This is a genomic window from Myxococcus sp. CA005, assembly GCF_006518205.1.
In the GTDB taxonomy this organism is placed as follows: Bacteria; Myxococcota; Myxococcia; order Myxococcales; family Myxococcaceae; genus Myxococcus; species Myxococcus xanthus.
The window spans coordinates 1-14,404 of the sequence record NZ_SRLV01000073.1 but is presented as its reverse complement, the minus strand read 5'-3'; the positions used below and the strand labels follow the sequence as shown (position 1 = coordinate 14,404).

The 14,404-nt window shown below is 69.8% G+C and carries 12 protein-coding genes and 1 tRNA gene; 2 read left to right on the top strand and 11 right to left on the bottom strand.

Features of this window, described 5'->3' with window-relative positions:
* Window positions 1-32: 32 nt before the first annotated feature.
* From FMQ63_RS27005 to FMQ63_RS37605, 4 genes are all read right to left on the bottom strand, one after another.
* A complete protein-coding gene (locus FMQ63_RS27005) occupies window positions 33-614 on the bottom strand; it encodes a thioredoxin family protein (protein ID WP_011550434.1) in 582 nt (193 codons plus the stop codon).
* Between the two features lie 46 nt (window positions 615-660).
* Window positions 661-2,985 carry a protein-disulfide reductase DsbD gene (locus FMQ63_RS27000; protein WP_011550433.1) on the bottom strand — a complete coding sequence of 775 codons (2,325 nt, stop codon included), beginning with the start codon at window positions 2,983-2,985 and terminating at the stop codon, window positions 661-663.
* 199 nt (window positions 2,986-3,184) lie between these two features.
* A complete protein-coding gene (locus tag FMQ63_RS26995; RefSeq protein WP_026114289.1) occupies window positions 3,185-4,432 on the bottom strand; it encodes a VWA domain-containing protein in 1,248 nt (415 codons plus the stop codon).
* 265 nt (window positions 4,433-4,697) lie between these two features.
* Window positions 4,698-4,859, bottom strand: coding sequence for a hypothetical protein (locus FMQ63_RS37605; protein ID WP_011550431.1), 162 nt, complete (start codon window positions 4,857-4,859; stop codon window positions 4,698-4,700).
* 544 nt (window positions 4,860-5,403) lie between these two features.
* Between FMQ63_RS37605 and FMQ63_RS26990 the strand changes: the two genes are divergently transcribed.
* Window positions 5,404-7,611 carry a (Fe-S)-binding protein gene (locus FMQ63_RS26990; RefSeq protein WP_011550430.1) on the top strand — a complete coding sequence of 736 codons (2,208 nt, stop codon included), beginning with the start codon at window positions 5,404-5,406 and terminating at the stop codon, window positions 7,609-7,611.
* 99 nt (window positions 7,612-7,710) lie between these two features.
* Here FMQ63_RS26990 and FMQ63_RS26985 read toward each other — a convergent pair whose 3' ends face one another.
* The 7 genes from FMQ63_RS26985 to FMQ63_RS26955 form a co-directional block, all read right to left on the bottom strand.
* Window positions 7,711-8,181, bottom strand: coding sequence for an ankyrin repeat domain-containing protein (locus FMQ63_RS26985; protein WP_026114288.1), 471 nt, complete (start codon window positions 8,179-8,181; stop codon window positions 7,711-7,713).
* Between the two features lie 182 nt (window positions 8,182-8,363).
* Window positions 8,364-8,888: a DUF6484 domain-containing protein gene (locus FMQ63_RS26980; RefSeq protein ID WP_011550428.1), complete on the bottom strand. Its 525-nt coding sequence runs from the start codon at window positions 8,886-8,888 to the stop codon at window positions 8,364-8,366.
* Window positions 8,889-9,020: 132 nt separating this feature from the next.
* Complete coding sequence (locus FMQ63_RS26975) at window positions 9,021-9,983, bottom strand: PD40 domain-containing protein (protein WP_011550427.1); 963 nt, start codon at window positions 9,981-9,983, stop codon at window positions 9,021-9,023.
* Between the two features lie 90 nt (window positions 9,984-10,073).
* A complete protein-coding gene (locus tag FMQ63_RS26970) occupies window positions 10,074-10,601 on the bottom strand; it encodes a non-proteolytic archaemetzincin-like protein (protein WP_011550426.1) in 528 nt (175 codons plus the stop codon).
* A gap of 61 nt (window positions 10,602-10,662) precedes the next feature.
* Window positions 10,663-10,736 (bottom strand) — tRNA-Gln (locus FMQ63_RS26965).
* 205 nt (window positions 10,737-10,941) lie between these two features.
* Window positions 10,942-12,099 carry an RtcB family protein gene (locus FMQ63_RS26960; protein WP_020477908.1) on the bottom strand — a complete coding sequence of 386 codons (1,158 nt, stop codon included), beginning with the start codon at window positions 12,097-12,099 and terminating at the stop codon, window positions 10,942-10,944.
* Window positions 12,096-12,458, bottom strand: a complete 363-nt coding sequence (locus FMQ63_RS26955; RefSeq protein WP_011550424.1) for a ribosome-binding factor A — start codon at window positions 12,456-12,458, stop codon at window positions 12,096-12,098. Before FMQ63_RS26955 ends, FMQ63_RS26960 begins: the two co-directional genes overlap by 4 nt.
* Window positions 12,459-12,959: 501 nt before the next feature.
* Between FMQ63_RS26955 and FMQ63_RS26950 the strand changes: the two genes are divergently transcribed.
* Complete coding sequence (locus FMQ63_RS26950) at window positions 12,960-14,351, top strand: NAD(P)/FAD-dependent oxidoreductase (RefSeq protein ID WP_011550423.1); 1,392 nt, start codon at window positions 12,960-12,962, stop codon at window positions 14,349-14,351.
* The last annotated feature ends 53 nt before the right edge of the window (window positions 14,352-14,404 follow it).

Below are 14,404 nucleotides of genomic sequence, written 5' to 3'. Positions count from 1 at the left end.
GGCCTTCGGGAATCCACACAGCCGAACCAGCGCTAGCTCTTGTACTTCACCGAGCAGCCGTAGGGCGTGGTGGTGCTCGCCGGGACCTGCTGGCCACCCACCACCGCGTCCACCGCCGTCTTCACATGGTTGGCCGGCTTGGCGTTCTTGCCGCGCGGGTCATCGTCGATGGCGCCCGCGTAGCGGACAACGCCCGTCTCGTCGATGACGTACATGTGCGGCGTCGTCTTCGCGCCATAGGACTTGCCTACCGTGCCGCTCGCGTCCTGGAGAACCGGGTAGGGGAAGCCCTCATCCTTCTTCCACGCCGCGGACTTCTCCGGGGTGTTGTGCGCGGTGGAGTCCACCGCCAGCCACACCACCTTCTTCGCGTCGAAGCCCTTCAGCGTGGTGACCATCGTGTCGTTCTTGTAGTGCCGCTGAACGAAGGGGCACTCGGGGTTGGTCCACTCCAGGACCACGACCTTGCCCTTGTACTGCGCCAGCGTGTGCTCCTTGCCGGACTCGTCCTTCAGCGTGAAGGTCGGCGCGGGCTTGCCAACTTCCGCGTCGGCGAGGGCGGGCGCCCCGATGAGTAACGTGCCCAGCGCGAGTGCGGTGAAGACCTGCTTCATGGCGTTCCTCCAGCGTTTTGGGGACTGCGGGGAAGACAGCGCGACTTCAGTGACTCGGGAAACCCGCGGCGCAGAGGACGTTCGCGCCGTTGCCCAGCTTCGAGGGTGCACACGCCGCCGCGCGCGTCACGGCGTCCGTCACCACGCCCGGCGTGAGCAACTCCGGCAGCACCTCCGGCTTGTCGGGGGCGCCCGGGCTCAGCACCAGGTACATGGGCACACCGGCCCGGCCGTGCTCGGCCAGCTTGGTGGTGATGCTCGCGTCCCGGCGCGTCCAGTCCGCGATGAAGAAGGCCACCTGGTGCTTCTTGAAGGCGTCCCGCACCTCGTCGGTGGACAGCACGGTGCGCTCGTTGAACTTGCAGGTGAGGCACCAGTCCGCAGTGAAGTCGATGAACACCGGCTGGCCCGCCGCCAGCGCCGCGTTCACCGCGTCCGCGCTCCACGGCTGCGCCTGCGCCACCGTGGACCCGACCCGAGGCGCCTCCACGGGGTCCTGGTCATCGAAACGCAACGTCAGCAGCCCTGACGCCACCAGCACGCCCGCGGCCACCGCCACGGTGGCCAGCTTGCGCACACCGTCCTGCGCCTGCCCCTGACCGTACAGCCACGTGACGAGCCCCACCGCGACCAGGAACGCCAGCAGCCGCGCCATGCCGTCCACGCCGGCCAGCCCGCCCATTACCCACACCAGCCAGACAGTGGTGGCCAGCAGCGCGAAGCCCAGCACCTGCTTGAAGCGCTCCATCCACGCGCCCGGCTTGGGCAGCTTCTTCGCCAGCCCGGGCACCAGCACCAGCACACAGAAGGGCAGCGCGAGCCCCAGGCCCAGCGCGGTGAAGACGGCCAGCACCGTCATGGGGCCCGCCGCGAAGGCGAAGCCCACCGCGGTGCCCAGCAGCGGCGCCGAGCACGGCGTGGCCAGCACCACGGCCAGCACGCCCTCGCCAGCGCTGTGCATCAGGCCGTGGCTCTGGTCCACCTTGCCCGCCAGCGCCGTGCCGTCCAGGCCCACGTTGAAGACACCGAAGAGGTTGAGCGCGAAGGCGACCAACACCGCGCACACACCCGCGACGAAGAGCGGCTCCTGGAACTGGAAGCCCCAGCCCACGCTCGCGCCACCCGCGCGCACCGCCAGCACGACGCTGGCCAGCAGCAGCATGGTGCCGATGATGCCCGCCGCGTAGGCCGCCGCATGCGCGCCGACGCGGCCCTGCTCCTGCTGCACCATGCGCGTGAAGCCGTAGGCCTTGAGCGCCAGCACGGGGAACACGCACGGCATCAGGTTGAGCAGCGCGCCACCGAAGAAGGCGAACACCAGCGCCAGCCCCAGGCCCATGGACGACTCGGCCGCGGGCGGCGTGGCGATGGCGGCGCCCACCGGCTTCACCGCCGCGATGCTGTCCTTCACCGACGGCGGCTTCACCACGGCCGGCGTCCCAGCCGCGCCACCGGCCGCCACCAAGGGGGCCAGCGGCGCCGTCACCTCGAGGTACTGGTAGCCCGTGGCCGCCGTGCCCAGGCGCAGCACGCCCGTCAGGTCCGGCGCCGACGCCTGCGCGTCCGGCTCCGCCTTGCCCTTGAGTTTGAAGCGGCCCGGACCGTCCGAGGCCAACCCCACGCGCACGACGCCGGGGATGCGGTCGGCGACGAAGAAGTCACCTTCCACCGCGGGCACCGCCGCGCCGCCCGGGGCCGTCAGGGTGAGGGTGCCGGTGAAATCCTGGCCCGCGGTGAGCTGCGGCGCATCCAGCGCCACCGTCGCCGCGGGGCCGCTGTCCTTGGCGGGACGGGGCACCTTGGCCAGCTCGGTGTCGAAGACAGCCGCTGTCTCGGCGTCGCGCACCGTCTGGGGACCCAGGGGGATGGAGCGCGTCAGCATCAGCTCCGCGGGGATGCAGTGCACCTCGCACACCAGCGCTTCCACGGCGGCGGACACCGTCAGCAGGCCCGTGGAGGGCCCTTCCACGGCCTTCGCGTCGGCGATGAGGATGGCCTCACCGTCATAGCCATGGGTGGTGATGAAGCCGTCGGGCGTGCGGAACGTCTGCGGGAAGGGCCACTGCAGCGGCCCCACGGTGACGCCGGGCGTGTCCCACGCCACTTCCGTCTCCAAGCCGGAGTCGCCCGGGTTCTTCCAGTAGACGTGCCAGCCTGGATCCAACCGGAAGCGCACGCCCACGCGGAAGGTGTCTCCCGGCTTCACCTCGGTGGCGTCCACCAGGAGGGCACCCTCGATGCGAGGGTCGCCTTCGTCCGGCGCGCTCGATGCCACCGCCGACGCGGGCAGGTCCGCCCACGCGACCGCCGCCACCAGCAGCAGTCCGATTCCACCAACAACGCCGAGCCTCTTGGACTGCTGATGCGTCATGCGACTCCCGTTAACCCAGAGGAGGCCGGCCCGCCAGCGGCAGACACGTGCCTCCGAGCACAGTGAACCATCCGGGCAGGCGGGCATTCCCCTCGCATGACGCGCCACGCCCACTCCCAGGCGGACAGTCCGAGCAGGAGGGGTTACAGCGTCACAGAGGTAACGTCATGAACCCACAAGGGCAGCCGAGCGACGGGCGTCAGTCCTCGGTCTTCCAGGGCAGCAGCGCGGGCGCCGCGGGGCCCACGCGGCTCATGGTGATGCGGGAGACCTCGGAGTGCGCGCGGCGCATCACCAGCGCGGGGAGCTTGTTTGCCCGGCGCTCTATCACCCGGCGCAGGTCCGCCAGCCGCTCCACGTGGCGTTGCGCGGGCACCTCCGCCGAGCCGAGCCGCGCGAGTTTGTAGAGGGCGACGTCCGCGGCCTCCAGCGCCCGCTCAGCGGCGTCCTGGTGACGGCGGCCCAGGGCCTTCCACGCGGCGGCTTCACCGGCGACCAGGTCCAGCTCGGCGGACACGGCGCGCACGAAGCGGCCCGCGTCACTGTCGGGCAGCACACGCGTCACTGGCACGCTGATGCGCCGCGTATCGCCGCGCTCGGAGTAGGACGTGGACACGCCCAGGTTCCACTCCGCATCCCCCAACATGCCCGAGAAGAGGACGCGGCGCGGGAAGGCCTGGGAGATGGCGCCCAGGGTGGCGCTCATGGCGTCGCCCTCCACGCGCGAGGGATAGCGGTGACGACAGCGGACGTCGGCGAAGCCCGTGGGCAGCACGTGCACGCGCGCGTCGGCGACGACTTCACCGAAGAGCTCGGCGCCCAGTTGGCCCACGGCCATGGGCAAACCTTCCGGGTCATCCACGTGCACGAAGCCCGTGCCGGAGGGACTGGTGAGGGCCTCCAGGATGTCGGGCAGGTAGTGGCGGCCCAGCCCCAGCGCGTGGAGCATGACGCCGGACTCGGCGATGCGGGCGCCCTGGGTCTTGAACTCTGCGAGCTGCGACGGGCCTACCGAGGGCTCGCCATCAGTAAGCATCAGCACCTGGGGCCGGGCGCCGGGCACGAGCACGCGGCGGGCGGACTCCGAGGCGCGCTCCACGGCCTCGTGCAGGGCGGTCCCCTCGCCGGACTCCAGGCGCGCGAGCACCTTGAGGAGCTGCGCCCGGGCGTTGGGGTCCATGGCGCGCATGGGGAGGACCTGCTCGGGCTCGGCGTCGAAGGTGAGCAGGCCCAGGTAGTCGCGTGGGCTGGCGCGCTCCACGAGCGCCTGGGCGGCCTGCACCGCGGCGAGCAGCGGCACGCCCCGCATGGAGGCGCTGCGATCCAAAGCGAGGTTGATGGCCACGGGCGCGCGGGGGGCGTCGGCGTCGGCTTCCAGGGTGACGAGGAGGAGCACCTCGCGGCCATGTTCGGCGTCACGCTCCACTGCCCAGGCCGTCTGCTTCATACGTACTCCCCCGTGGTCGCACGAGGCATTGTGCCGCGAATCAATCTGCGGGAGCGGACCGCCCCCGATGCCGGACGTCTCATGGGCCACAACGCACGGGAGCGGGGGACGCTCACGGGCAGGCTGCGGGGTCTGAGAATGTCGGGAGTCGTGCTTTGGAGCAAGGGGGCCCGGGGGCTCACCCTGAAGGAGCCACCACGCGGGTATCCATTGCCCCGGTTACCGCTAGTGCCCCCGCGCGTCCACCGGCCGCGGGGGCCGCGAATTACTCGGCCGCAGCCCAGCCGCCCCACGACTCCTCGGAGTAGCCCCAACGGCGGCCGGGCGCGCCCTCGTCGGCCTCAGAAGACTCCGCGCCACCGTCCTGCCGCGGATCCACATAAGGCAAACCTTCATCGTCCATGTACGTGGTGTCGTCGTGAACCATCGCCGGCTCCTCTGGAGGCCACCCAGGTGAAGGGGGGCATCCCGCTTCGGTCGACCCGGGCTCGCCCCATGCGAGGCCCGCTCCATTAATCGTTGACCGATTTACCGACCATGTTGGAGATGTCGCCTCGCGTTGTAAAGCCCTTGGGGTCTCAAAGTTCTGGGGGCCGTGTAGCCCGTCTGCCTACCTGCCTGCTCTCCAACGAAGAGTGTTCGTAGTTACAGGCAGTTACGAACAGTCAGACGTCAGACAGTGCCCGTGGTAATCGCACAAGGTAAGCCCTGGGCCCGAGAAAGGAACCCCTACAGCGGTTTACTTCCGGGTATTTTCAAAGGGTGCCTGCCTGCCGTCCGCCACTGGTAAATCCGTGCGATGGCCGCTCACTCCCCAGAGGACCCGGGCCGCGTTCTCCAGTGAAGGACACCTGGGGCAGCAGGGTGCTTGATTCGAGAATCACCCCTGTTAGGGTTGAAGTGCACTCAAGAATTGCCGCGACGCGGCAGCCCGGGCCCATCCGCCGCGCCCGAGAGGTCCTCGGAGTCCCATGAGTCCCATCATCACCGGCCTGTTGCTAGCCCTCGCCATTCCCATCTTCGTGATGACCATGTCCGGTCGCGTGGGCGTCCTGCTCGCGATGAAGAAGGAGAACCGGCTCGACAACATCCCCTTCCGCGTGGCGCAGTTGGTGCGCTTCGGCCTTGGCCAGAAGCGACTGGTGGATCCGGAGGAGTTCACGCCGGGCCTGTTCCACGTCCTCATCTACGCGGCCTTCATGGTGCTGGCCCTGCGCACCGTCATGCTCTTCGCCATGGGGTTTTCGACCACGGCGCTGGACGTGCTGACAGACCTGGGCCACCCGTTCTGGGCGGAGCAATCCGCGCTGCTCTTCGTCTACAAGGTCTACCTGCTGGCCAAGGACGTGGTCGCCGCGCTGGCCCTGCTGGGCGTGGCCTACTACATCTGGGTCCGCTGGAAGGTGAAGCCGGACCGCCTGACGCCGTCGTGGGAGGCGTACCTCATCCTGTGCTTCATCGGCGGGCTGATGGTCTCCGAGTTCCTGTTCGGCGGCAGCCACATGGTGGCCGCGCACGCCGCGCAGGCGCAGGTGGGCGCCGCGCAGGTGCCCCAGTCCCCCGCCGCGCTGGTGTGGTGGGAGCCGTTCACCAGCCTGACGGGTCTGGCGATGATGCCGTTGGGCGCCACCGCCGCGCACGTGGTGGGCGCGGCTGGCTTCTGGGTTCACCTGGTCATCATCCTGGCGTTCCTGAACTTCCTGCCCATCGGCAAGCACTTCCACATCATCACCGGCCTGCCCACCGTCTTCTTCCAGCGCACCCACTCCACCGGCAAGCTGCCCACGCCGGACCTGGAGAAGGAGGAGTTCGGCACCGCCACGGTGAAGGACCTGACGTGGAAGCAGGGCCTGGACCTCTACTCCTGTACGGAGTGTGGCCGCTGCCAGACGCACTGTCCGACGTACATCACCGGCAAGCCGCTCACCCACAAGGGCGTCAACCAGGACCTGAAGCATTGGATCTGGGGCAATGAGCAGTGGGTGGAGGAAGGCTACGGCCCCAATGGCATCAAGGAGCCGCTGCCCGAAATCGTCGGCAGCGCGCTGTCGGCGGAGACGGTGTGGGCGTGCACGAGCTGCGGCTGGTGCGAGCAGGCCTGCCCGGTGTTCATCGAAAACGTGCCGCGCCTCATCGACATGCGCCGCTACCAGGTGCAGGTGAAGGCGGAGTTCCCCCCCGAAATCCAGCGCGTGTTCGAGGGCATCGAGCGCCAGGGCAACCCCTGGGGCCTGGGCCAGGACCGGCGCGACGAGTGGGCGGAGGACCTGGCGCTCCCCACGTGGGGTGACGACGGCGGTCCCTACGAGTACCTCTTCTTCGTGGGCTGCGCGGGCAGCTACGACGACAAGCAGAAGAAGGTCAGCCGCGCGCTGGTGAAGATTCTGCGCGAAGCGGGCGTGAGCTTCGCCACGCTGTCGAAGCAGGAGATGTGCAACGGCGACTCCGCGCGCCGCATGGGCAACGAGTACCTGTTCCAGACGATGGCGAAGACGAACGTCGAGACGTGGAACTCGATGGGCGTGAAGGCCGTCATCACCCAGTGCCCGCACTGCTTCAACACCATCAAGAACGAGTACCCGGAGTTCGGCGGCGAGTACCGCGTCATCAACCACACGCAGCTCATCAACGAGCTGCTGAAGGAGAAGCGCATCAAGCTCTCCGCGGTGATGAACAGCAAGCTCACCTACCACGACCCCTGCTACCTGGGCCGCCACAACGGCGTCTACGACGCCCCCCGCGAGGTGCTCAACAGCATCCCAGGGCTCGAGGTGGTGGAGATGCAGCGCAGCAAGCGCGAGGGCTTCTGCTGCGGCGCCGGCGGCGGCCGCATGTGGATGGAGGAGCACATTGGCACGCGCATCAACCACAACCGGTTGAACGAGGCCGCGCTCACGCTGAAGCACGCCGAGGACCCGAACACGCCCTACCCCAACGCCGCGGACAAGAAGAAGCCGGGCCAGGTGGGCGACTACAAGGAGAAGGGCGGCAGCGGCATCGTCGCGGTGGCGTGCCCGTTCTGCTCCACGATGCTCTCCGACGCGGTGAACGACACCGGCCGTGAGGAGAACATCAAGATCAAGGACATCACCGAGCTGGTCGCCGACGCGCTGGAGACCAAGAGCGGCGCGGTGGGCACCGTGGCCCCCAGCGCCACGGTGAGCGCCAAGCCGGAGTAGTACCAGTGGTGCGGCGGGCCCGCAGAAGGGCCCGCCCGCTGCTTCGCTTCACGCAAGGGCCCGGAGGCTTCCACCGTGAAGCCCCGGGCCTTCGCCGTTTCAGGGCTTGCGCTGCTTCTCCGAGCGCAGGACGCGCTCCAGCCGCTTCGTGGCGCCGTCGTCTCCCAGCTTGCCGGAGACGTACGCCCCCGCGGAGGCGAGCTTGCGGCGGAAGCTGTTGTCCTGCGGAGGCGGCGCGTCCAAGCGCAAGTCAGTGATGCCCAGGCCGGAGAGCAGCGTGCGGGCCAGGTCCTGGTCATCCGCGCGCGCGTGAGGCATCAGCCACTGGCAGACCTCGGTGTGCCCGTGCGCTGCGGCCATGATGAGCGCGGACTCGCCGATGCTGTCCGTCAGCTCGGGGTCCGCTCCCGCATCCAGGAGGCGTTGCACCAGGTCCGCTCGCCCCGCGCGGGCCGCGGCCATCAGCGGCGTGCGCCCCTCCTCGTCGAAGGGGTTCGGGTCCGCTCCAGCGGACAGGTGGGACTCCACGGCGTCACGGTCGCCCGCCAGCACGGCATCGAAGAGGGACATCGTCAGACCTCCGCGCGGCAGCATCGCGCCTCGCGCACTGGGACGCCAGTTGCCCCCGGGCGCTCGGCGCCCTGGCTCACAGCACGCTGCTCGGCAGGGCAACTGCGCCCCCCGCCCTTCGGCGGCCCATGCCGCGTCGTGTTGGACGTGGCGTCCACGCAGGTCGCCTTACGTCCGGAGCGTCAGTTGATTTCGACCGTGCCGCCCTTGATACGGTGGGTGCCGGAGGCGCGCGACTCCAGGTAGGTGCCTTTCACGATGACCTTGCCGTTGCGGCGCAAGGTGATGCTGGCCTCACCGCACTTGAGGACGACTTCGTCCTGGCCCTCGATGACGACGCGCTTGCCGTCGACATGGGCCTCTGTCGGGCGCAGCGCGGCTTCTGGGGGGGGGGATTCCAGCAACGCGTCCAACAGCGGCGTCGCGCTGGGCTCCTGGATGAGCCCCATGACGAAGGGCAACCGGGCGTCTCCATTCTCGAAGAGGAGCACCGCCTTCTGCCGCTGGGCGACGGCGGCCTGGAGCGCCTTCGGTTCCACGACGACGGCGAGCCGCGCGGCCACCGGGCCCGAGGTGTTCCCCGGAAAATCCACGAGCACCGCGCCACTGGCATCGAAGCCCACCAGACTACCGGCCCGGCTCCCCAGGATGGGCTCCTGGGATTGCGCGCCAGAGGCAAGGGACTTGCTGTCGGGTGACTCGCTCATGCCGGCATCTCCATGCGTCAGGCTACCGCAGGCGCCCCCCACGGCGCGAATCCGGCCCGAACCGCCTCCCCTCAGATGCCCGGCGGGCGGCGCTGGCGCCACCCCACCGGGTCCGAGGTCAGCGGCTCCAGGTCAAATCGGCCCGTAGGACGGTTCCGTGGCGCTGGGCACCGCCAGCGACACCGAGCCCGTGCTCAGGTTCGCGCGGTAGATGCCCGTGTCGCTCCCGCCAGCGCTGATGAGGAAGCCCAACTGACTGGCGCCCGTCCAGCTCGGCCACGACTCCTCGCCCGCCCCGCCGATGGTGACGCGCTGGAGCGCCCCCACGTTCGAGCCCGACAACTGCGCCACGAAGATGCGCGTACCACCGGAGGACAGGCGTCCATCCAGCGCCACCTGGGAGCCGTTCGGAGACACCGCCACGCGGTTCTCCACGAACTGCACGCCCGCGCTCAGGGAGGAGTAGGTGATGGTGCCCCCGTTGAGCGGCACGTGCGCAAGCTGGTCGAGCTGGTTCAGCCCGCTGCCCGCGCCCGCCAGCACCGCGCCCCCATTGGGCACGAAGGACGGCGCGCCATAGGCGATGACGTTGTTGGGCGTGAGTTCCTGGAAGCCGCTGCCGTCCGTGTTGATGCGCGCCAGCGCCGTCTGGGAGCTGTTGCCGGGCGAGAAGACGAAGACGACGCTGCGCCCGTCCGGACTGAAGGTGGGCGTGCGGAAGTTGGAGCAGCCGCGCGCGCACGTCGAATCATTCGCCCGGAACAGCGTGGAGGGCGTGCCGCCCGAGGTGGGCACCGTCAGCAGCGTGGTGGTGCCGCCGCTGCGCTGGACGAACACCACGCTGCGGCCGTCGCGCGACACGGAAGGCCAGTAGGCGCCGCCCACGTTGGTCAGCCGCTGCGGGCTATTGGCGTCGCCGCCGTCGTCCACCACGTAGACGTTGCGGTCGTCCTCGCGCACGAAGGCGAAGCCGCGGGTGAAGAGGACGCCCCCGATGCCGCCGCCGCCACCGTCGTCCAGGGGCTCGCAGCCCCCCAACATCCCCACCGCCAAGACCGCTCCGAGGAACCTCCGCTTGCCCGTCATCGTCATCACTCCGCTTCCCGGCCGATAGAGAGCCCCGTACTACAGAGCGCACCGGGACTGACGTCAACGCGCCACGGGTGATTCAACGCACGGTCAATGTCAGCGGTTGAGCTTCTGGAGCTCGTTGCGGCAGAGGTTGCAGAGCGACAGTTGCTTGCGGTCGCAGTCCTGCGGCGTCTGCGCGAAGAACATCACGCACCGAGGGTCCTCGCAGTAGGACAAACCGAGCAGGTGTCCTGCCTGGTGCACCACCTCCACCTGCGCGCGGCGCCGCAACATTTCGCTGGCGGCGCCCTGGGCCAGGCGATGGAGGCTCATCACCGCCGTCTTCGACTCGCGGTCCGCTTCCCCGAAGACGAAAGGCGAGTCCGGGACGAAGAGGTCCACGTCGGAGATGCCCAACACGGCGAACTGGCCGGGCTCCTGCATCGGCGTCAGCCGCCGCATGATGGCGTTGCAGTGGTACTGGCCACGGTCCTTGTTGAAGGCGTAGGCGGGCGTCGGCAATACCGTCTTCGACACCACGGCCGCGACACCCATTTGCGCCGCCAGCGGGTCCTGCAAGTCCCTCAAGAGAGAGGCTGGCGGGCTACCCACGGAGACCAGAAGGAGTGTCTTCTGCGGCATCGGCCCACCGTCCTTCATGCACGGGACGGACGCATGGCTACCGCGTCCCCCCGGAGCGGAGTGGCTGGGGCGCAAGGATTCGAACCTTGATACTCAGAGTCAAAGTCTGATGTCCTGCCATTAGACGACGCCCCAGCAGGTTCTCTCGTGTACTTCTGGTGTCCGAGTGTACGGCATCCCGACGGGTGCGGGGAACTCCCCTGACGCGGTTCTCTGCAATGTCAGCCACTGGACCCCTCGCCCGGGCCCCGATGACGGCTGGAGCCGGGCGCATTGTCGCTCTCCCTATACACCCGGAGTAAAGCCGCCCCCGGATTTTCGCCAGGAGCGGCCTTCCCGGTCAGCCCTTGAGGACGGCGAGCGGTGTCAGGCGCAGGAGCGGCCGGACGAGGTCGGCCTCGTCCTCCAGCACCTCGGTGATGTCGCGGTAGGCGGCGGGTGCCTCCTCTACCAGGGCGGCGGCGCGCCCCTTGTCGTACACCACGCGGCGCAGCACGTGCTCCAGCGCCGCCGGGCGGATGCGCGCCCGTGCCTCCGCCCGGGTGAGGACGCGGCCCGCCCCGTGTGAGCAGGAGCGGAAGGCACGCGGCTCGCCCCGGCCCTCCGCGACGTAGGACGCCGTCCCCATGGAACCCGGGATGAGCCCGCGTTGGCCGGATTGGAGCCCCACCGCGCCCTTGCGGTGGACCCACAACAGGCGGCCCCCGTGCTCCTCCTGGGCGACGTGGTTGTGGTGCACGTCCACGACCGACGTGGGGTCGGCGGCCACGCCCAGGGCTTCCTCCAGGACGTCCAGCGCGCGAGCGGCGATGGCCTCCCGGTTGGCGAGCGCGAAGCGGCAGGCCCACTGCGTGTCGGCGAGGCAGGCGGCGCCCTCGGCGGTGTGGATGTCCAGGGCCGGCAAGCCGCCCTCCCCGAGCGCCCGGGCCACCCGCCCATGGTGGTCCGCGATGGCCGCGCCGACGCCCCGCGAGCCGGTATGCAGCAGCAGCCAGAGGGCCCCGTCCGCATCCCGGTCCAGTTCGAGGAAGTGGTTGCCGCCCCCGAGCGTCGCCAGGTGCCTGGGCGCCAGCCGCTCCCAGGCATGGCGCAGCTTCTGGGTGGACAGGGGCGGTGACTCCAGCGCCGGGGGCAAGGGCAGCCCCCGGCCCCGGTGGACGGCGTCACCTACGGGGATGCGCTCGGCCAACTGAGACAGCACGCGCTCCAGCACGTCCCGTCCGGGAAGGCCCGAGGTGAGCGGGAAACGCCAGGCGCTCACGCCGCAGCCCAGGTCTCCGCCCAGGGCCCCCGGTACGACGTGGTGCTCCGTGGCGAAGACGGTGCCCACTGCGATGCCGGAAGCGACGTGGAGGTCCGGCATGGCGGCCACGTGCTCCACGACATAGGGCTGGGAGGCGATGTGACGCAGTTGTTTCTCCGCGCCGGGAGGCAGCGCTCGGGCCCAGACGAGGATGGGCCTGCAGCCCGGCGCGGGCGGAAGGAGACGGGGCATCATGACTCGCCCTCCTCCGCCGCCCCGGGCGTGTGCTCCGAGACGCCGATGTAGATGAAGCGAAGCTGCGGCACGCGCTTGAGGTCGAGGTGCTCCGCGAGCTGCGAGCGCAGGTAGCCGCTGGCGCCTTCGAGCGCCGCCTGCAGGGGACGAAGGCCGGCAGCCGCGGCTTCGGGCGTGACGGTGTAGCCGATGCGAACGAGGCGGCCGTCCGGCGACAGCTCGAAGGACGTCAGCGCGACGCCTTCGAGCCTCGGGTCGGACAGCTCCCCCCGGAAGGTGCGGGAGACTTCTTGGGACAGATGGGACTGCACGCGCAGATGGCGCGATGCCGAGGTACGGCGATTCCTGGAAGAGGACATGAGAGGACGAACGGTTCCCAGAAGGCCGCGCGTGCCCCTCGTGCGCTCCCGGCTTCAAGCCGTCAGCGATGCACGAGACACACGCCGGCCCATTGCACGGAGGCAAAGGCTCCGCGCACATGCCGAATCCAAGGCCCTGGAAGCGCGCTCCGTCCCGCTCAGCGAGGGAGGCGGCCCACCCGGTTCAGCACGTTCAGCGCGGAGCGACCCGAGACTCCATTCAAGACACGTCCCATGGCACACCTCCCGCCGCGTGCGTGACTCCCGCGCGGACCGTGATGCTGCGCAAGCAAGATGTGACCACCACCCAGCCCGCGTCAAGCGACAGCCCCAGACGGCAGGACGCGGGCAGGCCTGACAGCCAACCACCCCTCGGGCCCGTGCCCTGTGTCCGGTGTCGGCGGGTGACCACCCTCACTTTCCAGCAGCGGACGTGCGTCTCAACGCGACCGTGGGCATGGCCCGCCGCCGCGCTACGCAGCGGGCACGAGGTGAAGGCACATGGCGGAAGCGTTCGACGTGGTGGTGATAGGGGCAGGCCCCGCGGGTGAGGTCGCCGGTGCGCGCGCCGCGGAGGCCGGGCTGTCAGTGGCGTTGGTGGAGCATGAGCTGCTCGGCGGCGAGTGCTCATACTGGGCCTGCATCCCCAGCAAGGCCTTGCTGCGCCCGAGCGAAGCGCGGTGGCTGGCGGAGCATGCCGCCGGCGTGCGCGAGAAGCTCCAGGAGGGCATCGACGCGCGTGCGGTGCTGGCCCACCGGGATTCGATGGTCAACAACTACCAGGACGACTCCCAGGTGAAGTGGGCCGAGAATGCGAAGCTGAAGGTGGTGCGGGGCACCGGCAAGCTCACTGGCCCTCGCAAGGTGCGTGTGGAGGACAAGGACGGCGCCGTGCGGGAGCTGGAGGCCCGAAAAGCCGTGGTGCTGGCCACCGGCAGCCATCCGCGCATCCCGGACATCCCGGGGCTGAAGGACGCCCAGCCCTGGGACAACCGCCAGGGCACTGCGGCGAGGCAGGTGCCCAAGCGGCTGGTGGTGCTGGGCGGCGGCGCGGTCGGGGTGGAGCTGGCCCAGGCGTGGCGCTCGCTGGGCTCCGAGGTGACGCTGGTGCAGCGCGGAAAGAGATTGCTGTCCCGCGCGGAGCCCTTCGCCGGAGAGCAGGTGGCCCAGGCGCTGCGAGATGCCGGCGCGCGCGTGCTGCTTGGAATGAACGCGACGCGCGTCCAGCGGCCCGGCGGCAAGGGCGAGGTGACGGTGACGCTGTCCAATGGCGAGCAGGTCGTCGCGGACGAAATCCTGGTGGCCATGGGCCGCGTGCCCCGCACGGAAGGAATCGGGCTGGAGACGGTGGGGCTCGTGGGCGGCAAGCCCGTGGAGGTGGATGACCAGCTCCGCGCGAAGGGCGTGGACGGCGGCTGGCTCTACGCGTGCGGCGACACCAATGGCCGCAACCTCCTCACCCATATGGGCAAGTACCAGGCCCGCATGGTGGGCGACGTCATCGCGGGCAAGCAGGCAAGGGCCTGGGCGGACGCGAAGGCCACCCCGCAAGTCGTCTTCACCCACCCACAGGTGGCCAGCGTGGGCCTCACCGAGGCCAAGGCACGCGAGGCCGGGCTGCCGGTACGCACGGTGGAGCAGCAACTCCAGGACGTGTCCGGCACCTCGCTGGTGGGCAAGGGCCTCACTGGCACCGTGAAGTGGGTGGTGGACGAGAAGCGCCGGGTGCTCGTGGGCGCCACGTTCACCGGGCCGGAGGTGGGAGAGATGCTCCATGCGGCCACCATCGCCGTGGCGGGGGAGGTGCCGCTCGACACGTTGTGGCACGCGGTGCCGTCGTTCCCCACCATGAGCGAGGTGTGGTTGAAGCTGCTGGAGGCGTACGGCCTCTAGCGCGCCGCCCCCTCCGTTGCGTGCGCGGGGGTGGGCGTGGAATGGTGCCGCTG

Bases quoted from the DNA above. Each gene is read 5' to 3' on its own strand.
- FMQ63_RS26970 (WP_011550426.1), bottom strand. From the start codon at position 10,601: ATGCCGCAGAAGACACTCCTTCTGGTCTCCGTGGGTAGCCCGCCAGCC.
- FMQ63_RS26955 (WP_011550424.1), bottom strand. From the start codon at position 12,458: ATGTCCTCTTCCAGGAATCGCCGTACCTCGGCATCGCGCCATCTGCGC.
- FMQ63_RS37605 (WP_011550431.1), bottom strand. From the start codon at position 4,859: ATGGTTCACGACGACACCACGTACATGGACGATGAAGGTTTGCCTTAT.
- FMQ63_RS26990 (WP_011550430.1), top strand. From the start codon at position 5,404: ATGAGTCCCATCATCACCGGCCTGTTGCTAGCCCTCGCCATTCCCATC.
- FMQ63_RS26960 (WP_020477908.1), bottom strand. From the start codon at position 12,099: ATGATGCCCCGTCTCCTTCCGCCCGCGCCGGGCTGCAGGCCCATCCTC.
- FMQ63_RS26995 (WP_026114289.1), bottom strand. From the start codon at position 4,432: ATGAAGCAGACGGCCTGGGCAGTGGAGCGTGACGCCGAACATGGCCGC.
- FMQ63_RS26985 (WP_026114288.1), bottom strand. From the start codon at position 8,181: ATGTCCCTCTTCGATGCCGTGCTGGCGGGCGACCGTGACGCCGTGGAG.
- FMQ63_RS26950 (WP_011550423.1), top strand. From the start codon at position 12,960: ATGGCGGAAGCGTTCGACGTGGTGGTGATAGGGGCAGGCCCCGCGGGT.
- FMQ63_RS27005 (WP_011550434.1), bottom strand. From the start codon at position 614: ATGAAGCAGGTCTTCACCGCACTCGCGCTGGGCACGTTACTCATCGGG.
- FMQ63_RS26980 (WP_011550428.1), bottom strand. From the start codon at position 8,888: ATGAGCGAGTCACCCGACAGCAAGTCCCTTGCCTCTGGCGCGCAATCC.
- FMQ63_RS27000 (WP_011550433.1), bottom strand. From the start codon at position 2,985: ATGACGCATCAGCAGTCCAAGAGGCTCGGCGTTGTTGGTGGAATCGGA.